Origin of the sequence: Iodobacter fluviatilis (assembly GCF_004194535.1) — a bacterium.
Classification (GTDB): Bacteria; Pseudomonadota; Gammaproteobacteria; order Burkholderiales; family Chitinibacteraceae; genus Iodobacter; species Iodobacter fluviatilis_A.
Map to the genome: position 1 here is coordinate 64,412 of NZ_CP025781.1, position 19,280 is coordinate 83,691.

Consider the following 19,280-nt stretch of genomic DNA (forward strand, 5'->3'; position numbering starts at 1 on the left):
AAAATAAAACACGGCATTAAAACGATCGTTTGTAAAGTCGGGATACTCCGATCACGCAAGGGACCATATCTTGCTATTTTGTCTTATATTCCAGCAAGATAAGGCAAGAAATGATGACCCGCCCACTGAACAAAATGAGCCGTATTGCAGCCAAGACTGCGAATCTGCCCCAAGGCTTACGCAGCTTTATCCTGACCAAGCTCTTTGGCCGTATCGTGCCCTTTTTATCGACGACCAGCGTGCAGTTTGAGGAAGTCAGCGCGGCTCGGCTAGTGGTTTCAATTAAAAACCGCCGCAAAGTACAAAACCACATTAAGGGCGTACACGCTGCGGCGATGGCGCTGCTGGCCGAAACCAGCACCGGCTTTGTAATGGCCATGAATGTGCCGGACGATAAACTGCTGCTGCTTAAATCTATGCATGTGGATTACCAAAAACGCTCACAAGGCAATATGCGCGCCGTAGCCACATTAAGTGCTGAGCAAATCGAGCTATTACACAGCACAGAAAAAGGCAACTTTGCGGTAAATGTAGAGGTCAGCGATGAATCTGACGAAGCGCCTATTCAGTGCGAAATGGTCTGGGCATGGTTGCCTAAAAAGCGCGATTAAGCCTTTCACATCAATTTAATACCACTGCAAGCTTCTACTCACCAAGGATGCGCCATGCAATGCGAAACGATTGAAGTGAATGTCAGCAACGCCATCGCCCTTGTCACGCTTAATCGCCCTAAAAAAGCCAATTCGCTCAACGCCCTGATGTGGCAAGAGATTAAAGCAGCGCTGAACTGGTGCGATCAAACCGCCGAAGTGCGCGCCGTGGTGATCAATGGCGCTGGGCGTAATTTCTGTGCAGGGATTGATTTAATGATGCTGGCTGAAATCCAAACCAGCCTGACGAGCGAATGCGAAGCGCGTAATCGCGAAACCATCCGCGCCCTGATTTTAAACCTGCAATCCTCGGTCAGCAGCCTAGAACACTGCCGCAAACCCGTGATTGCCGCGATTCATGGCGCATGTGTGGGCGGCGGCTTAGATTTGGTGCTGGCGGCAGATTTTAGATACGCCAGCACAGACGCCAGCTTTAGCGTGCATGAAGTGGCGATGGGCTTGGTGGCCGACGTAGGTAGCTTGCAACGCTTAGGCCGCATAGTAGGCGAAGGCACAGCGCGTGAAATGACCTTCACCGCAATGGATATGCCCGCCAACGATGCGCTTAGCGTGCGTTTGGTTAACCAAGTGTTTGTTAGCCCAGAAGAATGCCTTGCCGCCGCTATGCGCACCGCCAGCGTCATTGCAGCGCAATCGCCACTGGCCGTGCGCGGCAGCAAGCAGGTACTGAACTACAGCCGCGATCATAGCGTAAGCGATGGCTTAGAATACGTGGCTACTTGGAACGGCGGCATGCTGCTCTCTGCCGACATCAAAGAAGCCATCACCGCGCAAATGAGCGGGCGCGCGGCGCAGTATTTGGATTAAAAACTTGGTTCATTTCCCCAGTTAGCATGCACGTCATTCCCGAATGGTTGTATCGGTAATCCAGCAGAAACACTTGGGAATGACGATCTTAGTACCCGAGCCTTATACATGAGCATAGGCACTTGGGACGCAGAGTTGATTTTAAAAAAAAGAAGATTAGATAGCCGTCATTGCTGCGAGCTTATTACATTGCCGCTGCACACCATCCAAGATGGCATCTGCCAAGCTCGGTGGAAAATCGGTGGGCAATTGAGCGCTCACACTCTTTAATACTTCAGCGGTAGCAGCAAGCAGCTCAGCAATGATTGCTTCTGCCACATTACTCCCCAGCCCTGCTTGGCGTGCCTGAGCCAACCAGTGTCTACGCTGTATTTTATCCAGCAAGTAATGATTGCTACTGCCCCGCACCGCCATGGCTAACTTTACTTTTTGTGGTGCTAGCTGATTGCGGCCTGTGCCGATAATCGGGTGCGCAGAAAGGATGTCGTAAAGGGGCGTGGATTGGAATCGCCCGCCGGGTATTTGGAACACGCTAAAATTCTTGGCATGGCCATCGGTTGCGGCCAGCAGCCAGAATACCAATTGCGCTTTAAAAAAATCACGCCGATCTTGTTCCGCGCGGCTTGATCCACGCAAGATATCCATAATCTGCCCCATGCTGGGGCCACCATCAATCTGATACTTCCTTAAAGGATGAGTGCCGCTGGCCTGACACATATCCTCCTGCGGCAAGCGGATAATCCAACGGCCATCACTCGATAATTTTCGATCAAAGCGCCGAACAATCAATGCTTTCTGATCCTCAAAACGCCCAATATCACAGGCCGCTACATCCAAGCCATAAGCGGCAACAATCTTGGCGCATAGCCATTCGTTTTCCACCGATGTTTGCATATCGGCCTGCATATTGCCGACCAAGCCCATAGGCAGCTTAAAAATATGCGTGGTAGGTGTGCTGCCTTCGGGCAATAACCACTGCCCTTTATGATAAAGCAGTGCTGTTTTCTCCTGAGCACCGGCAATAGATAGCCGCAAATCACCCTCTAAATCAGTCGGCCCCAGCGCCCCGTTGACCGTTGAATTACGAAGCAAGCGGGCAATGTCGGCCTCAGTAAGTACCTCGCCCTTAATCGTAAACAAATGATCGGGGGACTCATCAGGCACAAGCAGCTGAATAGCCCCTACGCAATCCCGCCCCAGCACGGCCAGCAAATCAAATGGTGCTAGGCTGGCTGATTGATAACGCAATGCCAAGCGCCTGCGTATGGCATCACTATCGGGTAAAAGATTGTCAAAAAAAGCGCTGACCAGCTCGCCTTTATAAACCTGATTACCCGGCGTAAACGGCAAAGACAAAGATAAAGGCCGACCTTTGCGGTACTTTACCCAATAAGGCGAATACGCAAGGCGCTCGCCATCTGGCGCTCTGGACCACTCGCCCACCAGCACGCCATTCATCCAGATACACAGCCGCTGCTTTTGCAATAGCCGCCCCACTACCAGTTTTCCTGAGCGGGATCAGCCAATTGCGTCTCTTTCGCCATCACCACGGCATCTGCCACATCTGGCTCTGTAACAGAAGCGTGGCTTAGCCACAACTCCACATCCAAAGCACGCAACACTTTAAATAAGCGCTCTACGCTGGCCGATGCCGGGTTTGCCTCTAGCTGGGCATAAGTTTGCTGAGTAATCCCCAAGCGCTCCGCCAAAGCCGCTTGCGTCAGATTATTCGCCTTGCGAAACCCCTGTAAAACAGGCCGCAACTGAGAAAGGGTTTGAAGAGGATAGTTCACAGCAGGCTCCTTCGAGATACTTAATTATTACAGCTAATACGCTGTAAATCAATAAAACAGATTGTAGACTGTAAAATTTATTTACAGGCTATTGGCTGTTTTTTTAACTAAGTAAATACGAGGGATATTGGCTTTTAGCCGAGGGCGTAGGCCGCCAATCTGATTCTGATATCACAATGGGCAGTCAGGGCGGGTTGATGAAACTAACCCGCCCTACACAACGGTATCAAAAAGACGTTTTTAATTCTTCATTCATTGCAAAGCGCTGCATGGCCAGCTCGATCAACTGACTGATAAGCTCTCTATATACCAAGCCAGTGGCCTGCCACAAAAGTGGATACATGCTCATACTGGTAAATCCCGGTATCGTATTAATTTCATTCACAAGAAGGCTGCCATCCTTGCTCAGGAAAAAATCGACTCGAGCCATACCCGTGCAACACAGCACATGAAAAGACTGCACACTCAACGCTCTGACTCGATCAGCAATCGTCGGGTCTATATTTACGGGCACCGTTAATTTCACAGCCTTCTTATCGACATACTTTGCCTCATACGAATAGAAATCATGGCTGCTACTTATTTCACCAACGACAGATGCAATTGGGTCGTCGTTCCCTAACACGGCGCACTCGATTTCTCGCCCTTCAATAAACTTTTCCACCAACACCTTAGCATCAAATTTAAAGGCGGCGTCTATCGCCGCTTGCAACCCGGACACATCTTCCACTTTTGCTACGCCAACCGACGATCCAAGGCTCGCCGGCTTAACAAACACAGGTAATCCAAGCTCTTCCAGCACTTTGCGGCAGTCGATCACGTCACCCCGTTTGAACGCATAAAAGGGAGCAACAGGAATACCAGCCTCGCGTAATAATCGCTTGCTTACATCCTTGTCCATGCCAATTGCGGATCCAATAATTTCCGATCCAACATAAGGAACACCAGCGAGCTTCAACAAACCCTGAATACTGCCATCCTCGCCACACGAGCCGTGCAGCACAGGAAACACAACGTCAACATACGTGCTGCTCGCCATGTCGGAAAGATGTACTAACCTCCCCTTGCCGCCCGGAAAAAACGAAACCAATTGACCATGGTTTATCACTGCGCCGCCTGACTCCGTTTCCTCAAGCAAAGAATCCAGAGAGTCCACCAGCAGCCATCGCCCAGCTTTATCGACAAAGATAGGGACAAGCTCGAATCTGTCTAAATCGAGTGCATCCATCACGTTTTTTGCTGACAGTAATGATACTTCGTGCTCGACCGACTTCCCGCCGAAAAGTATGCCCACTTTTACCAACGCCTTCTCCACCATGTGCTGTGCCCTTATCAAAGTCAAAAATTGATTAAAATTTGCCTGCATACGTTTTCTAATTTTGTGAAACAATCCTGACGAAGCTCTGACATACAAAAAGCCCAGCTTAACAAAGCTGGGCTTTCATAATTCAAACAAAAGTACTAAGCCAACCCCTGCTCCAAATCAGCAATCAAATCATCAATATATTCCAGCCCCACCGAAATACGGATCAGCCCTTCAGTAATCCCTGCGGCCTCTCTTGCTGCGGGGGTGATGCGGGCGTGGGTGGTGCTGGCCGGATGGGTGATGGTGCTGCGGGTGTCGCCTAGATTGGCGGTGCGGCTGATGAGTTGCACTGCATCGACGATTTTCCATGCTTGTTCGCGGCCACCTTTCACCACAAAAGACACCATGCCGCCACCGGCGTTTTGCTGGGTCATCGCCAGCGTATGCTGTGGGTGCGAAGGCAGGCCGGGGTAGTAGACTTGCTCAATAACAGGATGCGCTTCTAGGTAGGTGGCTAGTTTTAAGGCGGTTTCTGAATGGGCGCGCATGCGGATAGGCAGGGTTTCTAAGCCCTTGAGTAAGACCCAAGCATTGAATGCTGACAAACTAGGGCCTGCAGTGCGTAGGAATAAATACACTGGCTCAACAAGTACCGATGAGCCGACCACCGCCCCGCCCAAGACCCGGCCTTGCCCATCAATATATTTAGTCGCCGAATGAACGACCAAATCCGCGCCTAGTGCTAATGGCTTTTGTAAGATAGGCGTGCAAAAACAGTTATCCACCACCAATAGGGCATCGTGCGCATGGGCGATGTCGGCAATCGTGCGAATATCGCTAATTTCAGTCAGCGGATTGGATGGTGTTTCTAAGAACAGCAGCTTGGTGTTCGGCTGGCAAGCATCTGCCCACTCAGTAGTATCTGTCGCTGAAACATAAGTAACACTTACACCAAATTTACTTAGATATACATTGAGCAGCTGAATGGTGGAGCCAAACAGGCTAGCCGAGGCCACCACATGGTCGCCAGATTTTAAGTGCGCCATAAACAGCGACAAAATCGCGCTCATGCCTGAGGCCGTAGCCACGGCGCGCTCTGCGCCTTCTAAGGCGGCTAGTCTTTCTTCAAAAGCGCTAACGGTAGGATTGGTAAAGCGGGAGTAGATAAAGCCAGGAATTTGGCCGGTAAATTTAAGCGAGGCTTCTTCTGCACTGCCGACCACAAAGCTGGAAGTAAGATACATGGCATCTGAGTGCTCACCAAACTGGCTGCGTGTTGTGCCAGCGCGAACGGCCAGCGTATCTGGGTGCAAGGATTCGTCTTCAAACATGGCTTTTATACTCGGTCACGGTCTAAGGAAGGGTAATACTTTCTTAACAGGCTATCACGTCCGCTTTAGGTGCTGATTATAACGTAAGCATTCCACCACGCCGCTCCTGTTCGGCATGGCGTAATGCATTCACGCAGGCGGCATCTAATACGATGCGTTCAAAGCTCACTTCCTTCTCAGCCACACAATTCGCGGGATTTGATCGGTCTTACGCTCCAGCAGCGCTTGAAAGCTCATATTGACGCGGCCAAAGTGAGCGTCTACTTCATTAATAAAATAGCGGCTTTGCACCGATACCACATCAGCAGGCATGCCCGCTTGTAAGGGTTGCGGCAAGGCAAGTTTGAATTCTTCGATGCTTTTAAAATACTTGCCCGAGCGCTTGGCAACCACGCCGCCGGCAGCAGAAACGCTCAGGCCGGGAATAATCGCCGAAAGCACTTCAGCGCCAGCAAAGTTAACATTAATGGGCGTTGCCTGCGGCAAGACGCTAATCATCGGCTCTAGCTTGGCGATCAGCTCTGGGGTAAAACCACGAATGCGCGATAGGCTTTGAATATCTAACAAGCTGCGGTTTGCGGCCCGATACGCCTCTGGCATCGCTAGGTATTCCACATCTTCTGCGCCACCGGGATAACGCGTTAAGCTATCCGCGTCTTGCCAATCCACCAAGGCATTGGCGATATCCAGCGGCAGACCCAGGTTTTGCAAGAGGCGTTGAAACGCGGCAAAGCCAGCCTCATTCAAGACACCGTTTTGCACTACATTATTGATATTAAAACGCCCTTGCTGCTCTAATAAACGCCCGCCCACCTTGCCCGCCTCAACGGGAATCGCAGGAATAGGAATATTCCAAGGCTCTAGCTGATGATCAATCTGATTATTGCGTGCGTCATCTCTTAAAGTAAGCCGTGCAAGGTTGATCGAGGCCCGTGCAATGCCGCGTGCCTCGGCCAGATCAAATTGATTTTCTAATTGCCTAAACCACAGCTGCTGCCGCCAAGCAATGGCGACAGCCAAAGTCGTGACCAATGCTGCGGTGAGTACTGCGGTGATAATGGCAATGCCACGTTGTTTATGCATCATGGCAAAGTGTAAATCCTTTCAACGCTACTGTTATCACCCAGGGTAAGCTTGATTTTCACCCCACGTGGAGGGGTTTTATTATTGCCTGCAGGGGGCCAGCTGGCTTGCCACTGGCTGGCTGTATCCAAAAAAAACACCTCAAACCCACTTATATTTTCAAGCAAACTATGCACCTGAGGCTCTGTCCTTGGCCCCAAATCAAGGGCATCCCACAGCAGGAGTTCTAAGCGGCCATCTTGCAAACGGTAAGCCACATGAAAAGCATCACGGTTACGATCTAAGCGGATAAGCTCTAAAGGCCAATCCCCCTTGCGCTCTGGTTTGTTGGTGCCACGCAGCGCCGCCTGCTCTACCCCACCCTGATCTCGCCACGGTCTATCCACTGCTTGGCTGATATCTTCTTCCATACGATCAAACACGAGGGATAAATCTCGCCACCGTTTGGCTTCGGCATCGAGCGCGGTACGTGTTTGCGCCACCGACTCTAGCCCTTTGTAGGAAATCAGCGTAACCACGCTAAACACCGCCAAAGCAATCAAGATTTCCAGCAGGGTAAAGCCGTGCTGCTTAGGGTTTGGCACTGAACAGCTCACTTAAAATACAGTTAAAAGAGATTTGATCCACGAAATCCAAGACTAGGGGATTGATTTACACACGGCTACCGATCAGGGCATTGTGTGCAGCAAATCTAGCGATGCTTGCTTAGCGTACTGGCTGGCTCATAAAGTATCTATCTTATCAATCATGCTTTGAGTATCAATCTTCTGCTTGATTTTAATCCGTGGGCCACGCCGTGAACACCAATACAGCGGCAAATCCAACCAGATGATCAGATCAGCGTGTTCATTCAACCAACCCGTTGCTAATGGATTCTAATGAGACACATGCGCAAGATAGCTAACCAGCGTGGCCACTGCGTGCTGATTATCATCGCTACTAAATACTTTTATTTCAACTCGGCGAAAACTGCGGTTGGGCGAGCCGCCCGTTTCTACTCGCCACACAAAATCCATCCCCGCTTGTGACTCTTTGCCTTCAGTAGAACCAATCTCAGGCCAAGCGCCTAGTGCTGCCAGCTCGTTTAAACGGTTTTGTGCCACCCAGCCCGCAGCGGTGCGGCTTTTTAACTCGATGGCGTTATTAGTGCTGGCTAAAGTGGCTTTCATTGCTGCGCCCATAGCAATGGCAATCACAGCCAGCGCCACCAGCACTTCAATTAAGGTAAAGCCTAAACGTTTACGCATGTGGCGCAACGACAGGCGCAGAAGCATCGGCTTGGTGCACTTCAACCCGCCCCATTACATCGCCAATTAAATTTAAGCGGCTATTATTTAAACGCAGCTGCAAAGTAAATGGGGCGTTAACGCCAGAAGGCTCAAATACTAAACGCTCACCTAAACGCCGCTCGCGCAAATTAACAGAAAACCCATCTACCCTTACCTCTTCTAATACCCGAGGATTAAGCAAATCGTGCGCCGCAATGGATTGCCAATTGTTTTGCGCATCTTGCAACCAAAATTGATAGCCTTGGCCATCGGATGACCAAGCAATCGCCTGCCCACCCGTAATCGCCTCATCTCTTGCCGATTCAAACAACGCGGCAAGGCGACTGGCTTCACGCGCAACCCTTTGCCCATCTGATAAATCCAGACGCACCACGGCCAAGCCCATGATGATGCCAATAATGGCAAGCACCACGAGGATTTCAATCAGCGTAAAGCCTTGATTACGCATTAATTATCCCAAGAGCCAATATCTGCGTCTGTGCCTTCGCCGCCTTGCTCGCCATCAGCGCCGTAGCTCATCACGTCAATTTCGCCCTTAATACCTGGGCTTAAGAACAGATAATCACCACCCCAAGGATCTTTAGGCAATTTTTCTAAATAACCGCCTGTTTTCCAGTTATTTGGCAAAGGTGCGGCGTTTGGTTTTTCTACCAAGGCCTTTAAGCCCTGCTCGGTGCTTGGATAGCGGCCGTTATCCAGCTTATAAAGCTTTAAAGCCTGCACAATCGAGCGAATATCTTGCTTAGCCGCCACCACCCGCGCTTCATTCGGGCGATTCATAATCTTAGGCACCACCAAGGCGCCCAAAATAGCCAGAATGGTAATCACCACCAAAATTTCAATTAAAGTAAAACCGCTTTGTATTTTTTTCATTATTTATGATCCCCTTTGAATATTGAATTGGTTGCAGACTCAAGGCACGGCATGCCTTGTTACTACGATTATTTTACTAATTGATTCATTTCAAATACCGGCAATAAAATCGCCAATACAATCACCAAGACCACGCCGCCCATTAATAAGACCATTAAGGGGCCAAGCAAGCCAGTAAAGGTTGAAACACGGTTTTCTAATTCTTGGGTTTGCTGCGCGGCGGCTTTTTCTAGCATATGCTCTAGCCGCCCTGTTGCCTCGCCGCTGCCAATCAAATGAATCAGCACCGGCGGAAACATTTTGCTCACAGCCAGTGCCCTAGATAAGGTCATCCCTTCGCGCACTTGCTTTGCCGCCTCAGCCACCGCATCGCGCAGTGGCAAGCTACCCAAAACGCCACTCACGGCCTGCATTGCATTCAATAGGGGTACGCCACTGCCAACCAAAATGGCCAAGGTAGACGCTAATTGCGCGGTATTAGCCGTGCGCTCAAAACGCCCAATCAGCGGTAGCTTTAAACGCCAAGCATCAAACTGTCGGCGCACGGCTTGTTTTTTTAAAGCATGCCAGCCACCAGCGCCAAAAATAGCCAAAAGACCAAAAAATATTAGCCCCCAATCCCGCACAAAGGCGCTAGCCCACAGCAGCAAACGGGTGAGTAAAGGCAGAGTTTGCTTGGCGCTTTGAAACACCGTCACCATCTGCGGCACAACCCAAGTCAGCAGCCCCACAATCACCAGTGCCGAAACAAACATCACCACGGCGGGATAAATAAACGCCAAGCCTACTTTAGACGCCAAAGAGGCACGGGATTCCAAATAATCGGCCAAGCGCTGCATGACTGCAGCCGCCTTACCAGACTCCTCACCCGCGCTGACAATGGTGCGATACAACTCTGGAAACACTCTTGGGTGGCGCGATAAGGCTTGCGATAGCGATGAGCCAGCCAAAATCTCGCTACGCAGCGCGGCTACGAGCTGCTTTTCACGCTCGACTTCGCTTTGCTCAATCAGCACAGATAACGCCTGCTCAATCGGCAAACCCGCATCAAGCAAAGTAGCCAGCTGACGGGTCAGCAAAGAGAGCTTAGCCGTGCCCAGGCCACGCTCGCCTTTTGCACCATTGGAGGCGATTTCTTCTAAATCAGAAACCCACAGACCCTGTTGGCGCAGAATGCCCTTAGCCAAACGGGATGTTTCAGCTTCAACAACACCACGCGCAGCCTTGCCGCTCTCGTTCACTGCACGGTAACGAAAAGCCGTCATAGCAAAGATCCTATAAACCTAATTGAGCGAGCGGGAATGAGCATTTTATTATTATTTTAAAGGCACTAAATAAAGAGTTAAACCACGTAGAGAAAAGCAGAATATATGTATTGAAACAAGCATCTAAACTTATTTTTAATACATTAATTCTGCCCTCTTTAACGTCGTCTAATCAAGAAAAAATCACCGTTTTCTTAGAATAAACCAGAATGCGATTTTCCAAATGAGCGCGCACAGCGCGAGAAAGCACCATTCTTTCTAAATCACGCCCTTTGCGTATCAACATATCAACATCATCACGATGCGAAATACGCATCACGTCTTGCTCGATAATTGGGCCATCATCCAATACTTCAGTTACATAATGGCTGGTTGCACCAATTAACTTTACCCCACGAGCAAATGCACGATGATAAGGCTTTGCGCCTTCGAATGCAGGTAAAAATGAATGATGAATATTAATCACCCGCTGTGGGTAAGCAGCAGTGAATTCATGACTTAACACCTGCATATAACGAGCAAGCACAATTAAATCAATGTGATTGGCTTCTAGCAAAGCACGCTGGGTTTGCTCAGATTCAACTTTATTATCTTTATTCACACTAATCACATGAAAAGGAATACCGTAGTAATCAGCCAAACCACTGCAATCTTCATGGTTAGAGATAATTAAAGGGATATCACAACGCAGCTCACCGCCTTTATGCCTATGCAATAAATCGACCAAACAGTGATCATATTTAGACACAAAAATAGCAACCTTGGGGCGACATGCTGACAAAGCCACCGACCATGTCATTTGAAAGCGATCGGCAATAGGCTGAAATGCAGGCTCAAACGCGTTCATATCTAAAGTAAAGTCAGTCACATCCCACTCTACTCGCATCAAAAACAGATTTTCTGTTTCATCTTGATGCTGATCGGCATGAACAATATTGGCGTTATAGGTATACAGAAAATTAGCGATTGCTGCGGATAAACCTTTTCGATCTGGACAACTGATCAGTAATGTTGCGGTATTCATTCAGTGACTCAAGTAAAATCTATAGCTAATTCTAACAGCAACACTGCTCTGAAAACATCACCCCTCCCCATTCTGGGGTGATGTTAATCGATTAAAGCGGCTCCAAACGCTTTGTTTGCTCTTTGCGGCAAAGCTCAACCCTTGTTTTTCCGGCATTGAGTAATTGCTCAAAAGGTGGACTAAAGCCGTGTTTAGGTATTCTTGCTCGCCAAAACAAACCATCATCAGGGGTTTCTATCAGAGAAAACGGATAGTCAAACATTGCGGCATAAATCGCCATACCCACCCCATCAATACGAGCAGGGTTGAAAGATTGTCCATCTGGCCCCATCATCTCGTGATCGATTGCCCTAAAAATAACGGCAATGGTTTCTTCTGCGCTCATTTTATCTAAACTTGCCATACGTGCCGCAGCAAGTAAAATCTCTTCGTGAATGAAGTCCATCGCTCCCCCAGAAAAAAAACAGTACATTCTTTATTCTGGGTTTCCATTTGTTTAATACAAGGCATTTCGCCTGCCACCGATCAGCTTACTATATGTTCCACATCGTACTATTTCAGCCAGAAATCCCGCCGAACACCGGCAATGTGATCCGCCTTGCTGCCAATACAGGGTGCTCCCTGCACTTGGTTAAGCCACTTGGCTTTGAGCTCGAAGATAAGCGCATGCGCCGTGCAGGCTTGGATTACCACGAGTTTTCTACCATGAAAATTCATGAGTCATGGGCAGACTGCAAAGTAGCCTTAGAAGGTCATCGCTTTTTTGCAATGACAACCAAAGGCTCAACGCGGCACGACCGTATTGTGTATAAAAAAGATGACGTTTTTGTGTTTGGCCCAGAAACCCGCGGCCTACCCGAAGAAATCCGTGCTGAGTTTGCCGCCGATCGGCGCATCCGCTTACCCATGATGCCAGATAACCGCAGCTTAAACTTATCCAATGCGGTGGCCATTACGGTGTTTGAAGCTTGGCGACAAATGGATTTTATTGGGGCCTTATAAAATAAGGGGCACGGCATGCCACACCCCTAAAGCCTAAAGTTCTTTTAAAAAACTAAGCCAATAAACACGCAGCCTGTGTAACAGGGCTTAATTCACGCAGTTTTGGCACTTTATCCGCACACTGCGATTCTGCCTTTGGACAACGCGTTCTGAATACACAGCCCGAAGGTGGATTGATCGGGCTTGGCAACTCGCCTTGCAAGATCTGAATCACCTTGGTTTTTTCCCGCTCAGGATCAGGGATAGGAATCGCCGAGAGCAAGGCTTGGGTATAAGGATGACTTGGGCTAGCATACAGTGCTGCTTTTTTAGCCAGCTCCATTTCATGGCCCAAATACATCACCAAAATACGATCGCTAATATGCTTCACCACGGCTAAATCGTGAGCAATAAAGATCAGCGCCATGCCCATTTCACGCTGTAATTCTTTAAGCAAATTTACAATTTGCGCTTGAATGGATACATCTAGCGCAGAAACCGGCTCATCACACACAATCAGCTTAGGCTTCATAATCAGCGCCCGCGCAATACCGATACGCTGGCATTGCCCGCCTGAAAACTCATGCGGATAACGGTTAATTTGCTGCTCGCGTAAGCCAACACGCACCATAATCGCTTTGACTTGGGCCATTACTTCAGCCTCAGCGATATCTGGGTAATGCGTTTTTAGTGGCTCAGCAATAATTTGCGCCACGGTCATGCGGGGGTTTAAAGACGCCAGCGGATCTTGAAAGATCATCTGAATATCTTTGCGTGCTTCTAGCCACTCACCGCTACTGGCACCCCTCATTTCCTTACCCATCCAGACAATGCTACCGCTGGTGGCTGGGATTAAATTAAGCACAGCGCGAGCCAGTGTTGATTTACCACAACCTGACTCCCCCACAACACCAAGCGTTTCGCCTGCGTATAAATCCAGCGACACACCATCCACAGCTTTAAGCTGCTTACTGGCTTGCCAAGGCCATGTCACGCCCTGACGCACGGAGAAATGCACTTTTAAATCGCGAATAGACAGGATAGGTTGACGTGTTTCAGACATGAGCCGCCTCCAACGTTGTTTCAGCTACCGGCTTATGACAAGCACGTAATACACCACCCGCAGTAACGGGCAGCAGCAAAGGCAATTCTGTATGGCAACGGGCGAAGGCATGCTCACAACGCTCGCCAAACGGACAGCCCGGCGGCATATGCGCCATATTGGGTGGATTACCTGGGATGGAAATCAAGCTTTCGTTATCGTCATGATCTAGGCGCGGCAATGCCCCCAGCAAACCAATCGTGTACGGATGCGTTGCGCGGTAGAAAATATCGCTGGCATTGCCCTGCTCCATGACTCGGCCACCGTACAGCACCAGTACTTTTTCGCAAAGGCCCGCAACCACGCCTAAATCGTGGGTAATCATCACAATACCCGTACCAAAATCGCGCTGTAGATCTTTTAACAGCGCAATAATCTGCGCTTGCACGGTGACATCTAAGGCGGTTGTTGGCTCATCCGCAATCAATAACTCAGGCTCGCACAATAGCGCCATTGCAATCATCACCCGCTGACGCATCCCCCCCGAAAACTCGTGCGGATACATCATCACGCGCCGAGTAGCCTCGGGGATTTTTACTGCATCGAGTAGCTCAATAGAGCGCCGTTTGGCATCGCGGCGGCTCATGCCCTTGTGCAACTCGAGCACTTCGGTCATTTGACGCTCAACAGTAAGGTAAGGATTCAAAGACGTCATTGGGTCTTGAAAAATCATGGCCACGCGATTGCCACGAATCTTATTGAGCTGCTGCGCAGGCAACTTAAGTAAATCTTGCCCATCAAACATCGCGCTGCCTTGGGTTTTACCGTTTTTGGCCAACAAACCCATTAAGGCTAAAACAGTCTGGCTTTTGCCCGAGCCGGATTCGCCCACAATACCCAGCGTTTCGCCACGATTTAACTCAAACGACACACCGTTTACCGCGCTAACCAAGCCATCATTGGTAGCAAACTGCACACCTAAATCTTTTACTGACAATAAACTCATGATGAGGCTTCCTTAGCGGTCTTTCGGGTCAAGTGCATCGCGCATGCCGTCACCGATATAATTGGCACAATACAAAGTGGTAGATAACAAAGCCGCAGGAAACAGCAGCAACCACGACGTGGTTTCCATTACACTTGCACCATCATGAATCAAGACACCCCAGCTGGTCATAGGCTCTTGAATACCTAAGCCCAGAAATGACAGTACAGATTCAGTGAGAATCACACCTGGCACCGTTACCGTGGTGTAAATCACCACAATACCTAATAAATTAGGCACCACATGTCGGAAAATAATTTTCCATGTTGGCACGCCAATCGCATGGGCTGCTTCAATATACTCTTTAGATTTAATGGCTAATGTTTGACCACGCACCACTCGTGCCATATCCATCCAACCAAATACGGTGATGGTTAGCACGACCAAATAAAATTCACGCCCTAATAATGTCACCATCAAAATAGCAATCAATAAATAAGGAATGGCGTACATCATATCGACAATACGCATCATCACCGAATCAACCTTACCACCCAAAAAGCCTGCCGTTGCGCCCCATATCACCCCGATTGCCACCGAGGTTAAGGTAGCCAACACACCAATCATCAGCGAAATACGGCCACCAATTAGGCTACGCACCAATAAATCACGCCCTAGTTCATCGGTGCCAAATAGATGCCAATTATGTAATGTTGGTGCTAAGCCCATCGCATCAAAGTCAGTATCCTCATAAGAATTAGGCAAGGCCATTGGTCCAAAAACACAGGCTGCAGTGATAATCAGCAAAATAATGGCACTGATTACTGCTGCTTTATTCTTAAAGAAGCGGTGACGCGCATCCGCCCACGGGCTACGACCTTCTACCGGCAGACCTTCTAAAGCTGCGGCGAGTTTTTTATTTCGAAACAACATGACAACCCCGCCTATTAATAACGAATTTTAGGATCAAGTAGCGCGTAGGCTAAATCAACCAATAAATTAAGTAATACCGCAACCACGGTCACCAAAACAACCAAACCTAATACCAAGGTGTAATCTCGGTTACTTGCCCCATTGACGATTAATTTACCAATTCCAGGCAAAGAAAATACTGATTCAGTCACCACTGCCGCCGTAATAGAGGAAATAGCCAGAGGCCCTAATACCGAAACCACCGGCAATAAGGCAGGCTTAATCGCATGGCGAAATACGATGGTTTTTAATGGCAAGCCTTTAGCACGAGCGGTACGAATAAAGTTGCTACTCATTACCTCGATTAAGCTACCGCGCATCACACGAGCAATGGTTGATACGTTAATAAACGTTAACAAGGAAAGTGGCAAAATAATAAAGCGCAGATTAAATTCATCCCAACCACCGGCCGGCAAGATAGGAATCCAAATAGCAAAGACCAGGATCAACACAGGCCCTAAAACAAAGGATGGAATGGTGCTACCAATATTACCAATAAGCATCACAAAATAATCAACAAAACTATTTTGTTTTAACGCAGCAGTAATACCTAAACCTACACCAATAATAATGGAGAGCAAGATAGCACCACCACCAATAGTCAAGGAAACAGGCAGCGCAGCGGAAACAAGGTCATTAACACTCCAATCGGCATAGCGAAAAGAAGCACCTAAATCCCCATGCAACAAACCTTTTAAATAATAGAGATATTGCTGCCAAAGTGGTAAATCCAAATGGTATTTGGCTTGTAAATTGGCCAGCACCGCTTCAGATACTTTGCGCTCTGAATCAAATGGGCCACCTGGTGTTAAATGAAGTAATAAATAGCAAACGGTAATAACCGCCAGCATTGTAGGAATTGTCGCCAGAACCCGGCGAAATGTATAAGACCACATTATGCATCCCCTCTCGCTTATTGCGCATGCAATAAACATCGTATATGCGGGCCACTCTATGGCAGCCCTGCTTATACAAAACAACGCCGCTTTAGGTTAAAAACCCAAAGCGGCCGCTCTTTAGTTTAATTTTAAGAAGATCAATGCTTAGTAATGTAGAACTCTTTAGACAAATAGCGATCTACTGGGTTCTTAGTTGAATAACCACCTACATAAGATTTAACCAAACGCGGCAAGGTATATTGCAGCAATGGAATCATTGGGTAATCATCCATGATCATTTTTGCTGCTTGCGTCAGCAATGCTTTACGTTTAGCAGCATCCTGCTGATCATTCCCCTGCTTAATCAGCTCTTCTGCTTTTTTATTGCAGTTAGCATTATCATTTTGCGATGAGCCGCACTGAACCAAAGTCAGAAAGGTGGTGGCATCGTTGTAATCAGCAACCCAACCATTGCGGGCAATTTGGAAATCACCATCGTGGCGTTTTTTCAATAGTACTTTAAATTCAAGGCTATCTAATTCAGTATTTAAACCCAGTTTGTTTTTCCACTCGGAAGAAGCAAACAAAGCCATTTTTTTATGGTAATCATCGGTATTATAAGTAAACTTAATTTTTGTACCAGGTTTCACGCCTGCTTCAGCCAATAACTTCTTGGCTTCTTCTACGCGCTTCGCCATTGGCCATTGGACCCAATCGTAGGTCGTGACATCAGCGCCTTCTAGGCCTTTAATAGTCACACCATACGCAGGGACTTGGCCATCAACAGTCACTTTTTGCGCCAGAATATCACGATCCAATACCATAGACAGCGCTTTACGCACGCGCATATCTTTCATCATTGGATCTTTATTATTTAATGAATAATAGCGCAGCCCCAGCATTGGGCCATTTTTAATTTCATTAGGGAAATCTTTTTTAAGCTTTTCGTATTGCCCTGCTGGCAATTGGTAAAGGAAATCATTGTCACCCGACTGATACAATTTTAACTCTGCATTGCCCGCTTCTACTGGAAGATACGTCACACGTGTTAAAACTGTGTTCTTGGCATCCCAGTATTGAGCATTCTTTTCAATCACAATTTTGCTATTTACTTTCCAGTCTTTCAGTACATAAGCACCATTACCAACCATATTGCCAGGCTTAGTCCAATCCTTACCAAATTTATCAACCGTTGCCTTATGCACAGGCGCAAATTGTGAATTAGATAAAACACTTGGTAAGTAGGTAATTGGGTTAGGTGTTTTTACTTCGAGCGTATATTTATCAATCGCTTTAATAGCTAGCGTTGAAGGCGCTTTTTTTCCTTCAGCAATTTCAAGTCCATTTAATACAAAAATACCATAGGCTGTGCCGTACTGTGAGGCAAGCTTAGGGTCAAGAAAACGTTGCCAACCATATACAAAATCAGCCGCTGTAATCGGGTCACCATTAGAAAACTTAGCGTCTTTACGCAAAGTAAATACCCAAGTTGTTGGGTCAGTTTGCTTCCAGCTTGTTGCTACGCCTGGCTGTAAACGCCCTTCATTATCTGTTGTCGTTAAGCCTTCAAACAAATCACGGCTAATATTATTCGCACCAACAGTCTCCGCAAGGTGAGGATCCAGTGATTCTACTTCTGTTCCATTATTACGAATCATTTCTTGCTTATCGCTAAGCTTAACGCCAGCAGGCACCGTCGCCGCAAATGCCGCGCCGCCTAATGCAATTGAAAGCGCGAATGTGACTGATTTCATGGTCCAGTTCATTGTGTCTCCTTAAAGGGCGATACCCATTTGTGGCGGTTAAAATAAGCCACTTCCCCGTTTAAAAGAAGTGGCTTAGATAAAGATACACGGCAAAAACCCGTGTTACATCAGATAAAACGACTACTTAAAATAAAATAATCATACCTGCACTGATTACTTTAGGTGTTTTTGTTAAACCATCGCTGATGCTAGTAGAGAATGTATTTTGATCTTTGTTCTGAATTACAGCACCTTCAACATATAATAATGAAGATTTAGTTAAGTAGTAATCAGTACCAATTTCAAAGTGATTGGCCTTAGCAACTACCTTAGTGCCACCAACCTTACCTTCACCTTGGTAAACATAACCAACACGTGGAACCCACTTACCAATTTCGTACTGAGCCATTACGATAGCGCTATCACGCTTGAACTCGCCACCAGCAAGCATATCTTGCTTAGTGTTTTGATATAACGCACCAATTTGCAGGCCTTCAATTGGGAATACTTTTGCACCCAGCAAGTATGAAGTCATCTTGCCATCGCCCTTAAGCGAAATACCACCAGTTTCACTAGTGCGTGCTTGGTTTTTCAGGCTATTCACGCCACCATAAATTGCAAACTTGCTGTGTGTGTAGTTAGCAGTCGCATCGTAACCTTTTTGGCTACCGGCAATGTCAGCGCGGTTATCAATCACCGCATTTACCGAGGCAGAAAAACCACCCCATGTTGGTGTTGTGTAGTAAGCCGCACTTTCATGGCGTGTACGGTAAGTTGCGTCCTTAAAGGTGCTAGCTAGGGTTGTATTGCTTTCAAACAAATCAAAAGCTTCTACCAGCAGGTCATAAGCACCTTTGCTTCGACCAAAACGCAAAGTACCCGCATCTTTTGTTTCAACACCAATCCACGCTTCACGTGTGCCAAAATTGCCACCAACATCTGACTCAATCTTCCACAGTAGATTAGAGCCGTTATCCAGCTTATCAGTGCCTTTAAAACCAACACGGCTACCAATATCTTGCAGGGAAAATTTATTTGCTTCACCTGTGCCGCTTACAGCATTGCCGTAATCAAGTGATTTTTGTGCGATACCATAAAGTGTTACATCTGCTTGGGCATATGAAACTACGCACAAACTAGCTACGGCAATTGCCAAAATTTTCTTAACAGTCATTTTCAAATTCTCCTTAAGGTCAACAAGACCTGCCTTGTGTGCTTAAGAAGATATGCTTTTT

General features: G+C 47.7%; 21 protein-coding genes. 3 read left to right on the forward strand and 18 right to left on the reverse strand.

Going from position 1 to position 19,280, the window contains the following annotated elements:
- Nucleotides 1-110 precede the first annotated feature (110 nt).
- Complete coding sequence (locus tag C1H71_RS00345) at nucleotides 111-611, forward strand: DUF4442 domain-containing protein (protein ID WP_262488350.1); 501 nt, start codon at nucleotides 111-113, stop codon at nucleotides 609-611.
- Nucleotides 612-665: 54 nt separating this feature from the next.
- The gene (locus C1H71_RS00350; protein ID WP_130104790.1) at nucleotides 666-1,478 is read left to right on the forward strand and encodes a crotonase/enoyl-CoA hydratase family protein; all 813 of its coding nucleotides are present in this window, start codon (nucleotides 666-668) and stop codon (nucleotides 1,476-1,478) included.
- A gap of 156 nt (nucleotides 1,479-1,634) precedes the next feature.
- On the opposite strand, the gene C1H71_RS00355 is transcribed toward C1H71_RS00350, so the two are convergent.
- The 12 genes from C1H71_RS00355 to C1H71_RS00410 all read right to left on the reverse strand — a co-directional run bounded on the left by C1H71_RS00355 (nucleotide 1,635) and on the right by C1H71_RS00410 (nucleotide 11,887).
- Nucleotides 1,635-2,975: a type II toxin-antitoxin system HipA family toxin gene (locus tag C1H71_RS00355; protein ID WP_223145951.1), complete on the reverse strand. Its 1,341-nt coding sequence runs from the start codon at nucleotides 2,973-2,975 to the stop codon at nucleotides 1,635-1,637.
- Nucleotides 2,975-3,271: a helix-turn-helix transcriptional regulator gene (locus C1H71_RS00360; protein WP_130104791.1), complete on the reverse strand. Its 297-nt coding sequence runs from the start codon at nucleotides 3,269-3,271 to the stop codon at nucleotides 2,975-2,977. The genes C1H71_RS00355 and C1H71_RS00360 overlap by 1 nt, the downstream gene beginning before the upstream one ends.
- A gap of 226 nt (nucleotides 3,272-3,497) precedes the next feature.
- Nucleotides 3,498-4,637, reverse strand: coding sequence for a D-alanine--D-alanine ligase (gene ddlA, locus C1H71_RS00365; protein ID WP_262488351.1), 1,140 nt, complete (start codon nucleotides 4,635-4,637; stop codon nucleotides 3,498-3,500).
- A gap of 95 nt (nucleotides 4,638-4,732) precedes the next feature.
- Nucleotides 4,733-5,908 (reverse strand): O-succinylhomoserine sulfhydrylase, encoded by a 1,176-nt coding sequence (locus tag C1H71_RS00370; RefSeq protein ID WP_130104792.1) that lies wholly within the window; start codon nucleotides 5,906-5,908, stop codon nucleotides 4,733-4,735.
- A 165-nt stretch (nucleotides 5,909-6,073) separates the two neighbouring features.
- A complete protein-coding gene (gspK, locus tag C1H71_RS00375) occupies nucleotides 6,074-6,994 on the reverse strand; it encodes a type II secretion system minor pseudopilin GspK (RefSeq protein ID WP_130104793.1) in 921 nt (306 codons plus the stop codon).
- Nucleotides 6,991-7,575 carry a type II secretion system minor pseudopilin GspJ gene (gene gspJ, locus C1H71_RS00380; RefSeq protein ID WP_188053454.1) on the reverse strand — a complete coding sequence of 195 codons (585 nt, stop codon included), beginning with the start codon at nucleotides 7,573-7,575 and terminating at the stop codon, nucleotides 6,991-6,993. Before gspJ ends, gspK begins: the two co-directional genes overlap by 4 nt.
- 291 nt (nucleotides 7,576-7,866) lie before the next feature.
- The gene (gene gspI / locus C1H71_RS00385) at nucleotides 7,867-8,238 is read right to left on the reverse strand and encodes a type II secretion system minor pseudopilin GspI (RefSeq protein WP_188053456.1); all 372 of its coding nucleotides are present in this window, start codon (nucleotides 8,236-8,238) and stop codon (nucleotides 7,867-7,869) included.
- Nucleotides 8,231-8,728, reverse strand: coding sequence for a type II secretion system minor pseudopilin GspH (gene gspH / locus C1H71_RS00390; protein WP_130104796.1), 498 nt, complete (start codon nucleotides 8,726-8,728; stop codon nucleotides 8,231-8,233). The genes gspI and gspH overlap by 8 nt, the downstream gene beginning before the upstream one ends.
- The gene (gene gspG / locus C1H71_RS00395) at nucleotides 8,728-9,153 is read right to left on the reverse strand and encodes a type II secretion system major pseudopilin GspG (RefSeq protein WP_130104797.1); all 426 of its coding nucleotides are present in this window, start codon (nucleotides 9,151-9,153) and stop codon (nucleotides 8,728-8,730) included. Before gspG ends, gspH begins: the two co-directional genes overlap by 1 nt.
- Before the next feature lie 68 nt (nucleotides 9,154-9,221).
- Nucleotides 9,222-10,418, reverse strand: coding sequence for a type II secretion system inner membrane protein GspF (gspF, locus tag C1H71_RS00400; RefSeq protein WP_130104798.1), 1,197 nt, complete (start codon nucleotides 10,416-10,418; stop codon nucleotides 9,222-9,224).
- 172 nt (nucleotides 10,419-10,590) lie between these two features.
- A complete protein-coding gene (gene purU / locus C1H71_RS00405) occupies nucleotides 10,591-11,442 on the reverse strand; it encodes a formyltetrahydrofolate deformylase (RefSeq protein ID WP_130104799.1) in 852 nt (283 codons plus the stop codon).
- A 91-nt stretch (nucleotides 11,443-11,533) separates the two neighbouring features.
- The gene (locus C1H71_RS00410; RefSeq protein WP_130104800.1) at nucleotides 11,534-11,887 is read right to left on the reverse strand and encodes a hypothetical protein; all 354 of its coding nucleotides are present in this window, start codon (nucleotides 11,885-11,887) and stop codon (nucleotides 11,534-11,536) included.
- A 92-nt stretch (nucleotides 11,888-11,979) separates the two neighbouring features.
- On the opposite strand from C1H71_RS00410, the gene trmL reads away from it, so the two are divergent.
- A complete protein-coding gene (trmL, locus tag C1H71_RS00415; protein WP_130104801.1) occupies nucleotides 11,980-12,444 on the forward strand; it encodes a tRNA (uridine(34)/cytosine(34)/5-carboxymethylaminomethyluridine(34)-2'-O)-methyltransferase TrmL in 465 nt (154 codons plus the stop codon).
- A 52-nt stretch (nucleotides 12,445-12,496) separates the two neighbouring features.
- Here trmL and oppF read toward each other — a convergent pair whose 3' ends face one another.
- The 6 genes from oppF to C1H71_RS00445 form a co-directional block, all read right to left on the reverse strand.
- The gene (gene oppF, locus C1H71_RS00420) at nucleotides 12,497-13,486 is read right to left on the reverse strand and encodes a murein tripeptide/oligopeptide ABC transporter ATP binding protein OppF (RefSeq protein WP_130104802.1); all 990 of its coding nucleotides are present in this window, start codon (nucleotides 13,484-13,486) and stop codon (nucleotides 12,497-12,499) included.
- Nucleotides 13,479-14,471 carry an oligopeptide/dipeptide ABC transporter ATP-binding protein gene (locus C1H71_RS00425; protein ID WP_130104803.1) on the reverse strand — a complete coding sequence of 331 codons (993 nt, stop codon included), beginning with the start codon at nucleotides 14,469-14,471 and terminating at the stop codon, nucleotides 13,479-13,481. Before C1H71_RS00425 ends, oppF begins: the two co-directional genes overlap by 8 nt.
- A gap of 12 nt (nucleotides 14,472-14,483) precedes the next feature.
- The gene (locus C1H71_RS00430) at nucleotides 14,484-15,383 is read right to left on the reverse strand and encodes an ABC transporter permease subunit (protein ID WP_130104804.1); all 900 of its coding nucleotides are present in this window, start codon (nucleotides 15,381-15,383) and stop codon (nucleotides 14,484-14,486) included.
- 14 nt (nucleotides 15,384-15,397) lie between these two features.
- Nucleotides 15,398-16,318 carry an oligopeptide ABC transporter permease OppB gene (gene oppB / locus C1H71_RS00435; protein ID WP_130104805.1) on the reverse strand — a complete coding sequence of 307 codons (921 nt, stop codon included), beginning with the start codon at nucleotides 16,316-16,318 and terminating at the stop codon, nucleotides 15,398-15,400.
- 140 nt (nucleotides 16,319-16,458) lie between these two features.
- Complete coding sequence (locus tag C1H71_RS00440; RefSeq protein ID WP_262488352.1) at nucleotides 16,459-18,066, reverse strand: peptide ABC transporter substrate-binding protein; 1,608 nt, start codon at nucleotides 18,064-18,066, stop codon at nucleotides 16,459-16,461.
- 124 nt (nucleotides 18,067-18,190) lie between these two features.
- Nucleotides 18,191-19,219 (reverse strand): porin, encoded by a 1,029-nt coding sequence (locus tag C1H71_RS00445; RefSeq protein WP_130104806.1) that lies wholly within the window; start codon nucleotides 19,217-19,219, stop codon nucleotides 18,191-18,193.
- Nucleotides 19,220-19,280: the final 61 nt, after the last annotated feature.

Coding starts and splice junctions, on each gene's coding strand:
- C1H71_RS00345 (WP_262488350.1), top strand. CDS start 111: ATGATGACCCGCCCACTGAACAAAATGAGCCGTATTGCAGCCAAGACT.
- C1H71_RS00350 (WP_130104790.1), top strand. CDS start 666: ATGCAATGCGAAACGATTGAAGTGAATGTCAGCAACGCCATCGCCCTT.
- ddlA (WP_262488351.1), bottom strand. CDS start 4,637: ATGCAGGCAAATTTTAATCAATTTTTGACTTTGATAAGGGCACAGCAC.
- C1H71_RS00370 (WP_130104792.1), bottom strand. CDS start 5,908: ATGTTTGAAGACGAATCCTTGCACCCAGATACGCTGGCCGTTCGCGCT.
- gspK (WP_130104793.1), bottom strand. CDS start 6,994: ATGATGCATAAACAACGTGGCATTGCCATTATCACCGCAGTACTCACC.
- gspI (WP_188053456.1), bottom strand. CDS start 8,238: ATGCGTAAACGTTTAGGCTTTACCTTAATTGAAGTGCTGGTGGCGCTG.
- gspH (WP_130104796.1), bottom strand. CDS start 8,728: ATGCGTAATCAAGGCTTTACGCTGATTGAAATCCTCGTGGTGCTTGCC.
- gspG (WP_130104797.1), bottom strand. CDS start 9,153: ATGAAAAAAATACAAAGCGGTTTTACTTTAATTGAAATTTTGGTGGTG.
- gspF (WP_130104798.1), bottom strand. CDS start 10,418: ATGACGGCTTTTCGTTACCGTGCAGTGAACGAGAGCGGCAAGGCTGCG.
- purU (WP_130104799.1), bottom strand. CDS start 11,442: ATGAATACCGCAACATTACTGATCAGTTGTCCAGATCGAAAAGGTTTA.
- C1H71_RS00410 (WP_130104800.1), bottom strand. CDS start 11,887: ATGGACTTCATTCACGAAGAGATTTTACTTGCTGCGGCACGTATGGCA.
- trmL (WP_130104801.1), top strand. CDS start 11,980: ATGTTCCACATCGTACTATTTCAGCCAGAAATCCCGCCGAACACCGGC.
- oppF (WP_130104802.1), bottom strand. CDS start 13,486: ATGTCTGAAACACGTCAACCTATCCTGTCTATTCGCGATTTAAAAGTG.
- C1H71_RS00425 (WP_130104803.1), bottom strand. CDS start 14,471: ATGAGTTTATTGTCAGTAAAAGATTTAGGTGTGCAGTTTGCTACCAAT.
- C1H71_RS00430 (WP_130104804.1), bottom strand. CDS start 15,383: ATGTTGTTTCGAAATAAAAAACTCGCCGCAGCTTTAGAAGGTCTGCCG.
- oppB (WP_130104805.1), bottom strand. CDS start 16,318: ATGTGGTCTTATACATTTCGCCGGGTTCTGGCGACAATTCCTACAATG.
- C1H71_RS00440 (WP_262488352.1), bottom strand. CDS start 18,066: ATGAACTGGACCATGAAATCAGTCACATTCGCGCTTTCAATTGCATTA.
- C1H71_RS00445 (WP_130104806.1), bottom strand. CDS start 19,219: ATGACTGTTAAGAAAATTTTGGCAATTGCCGTAGCTAGTTTGTGCGTA.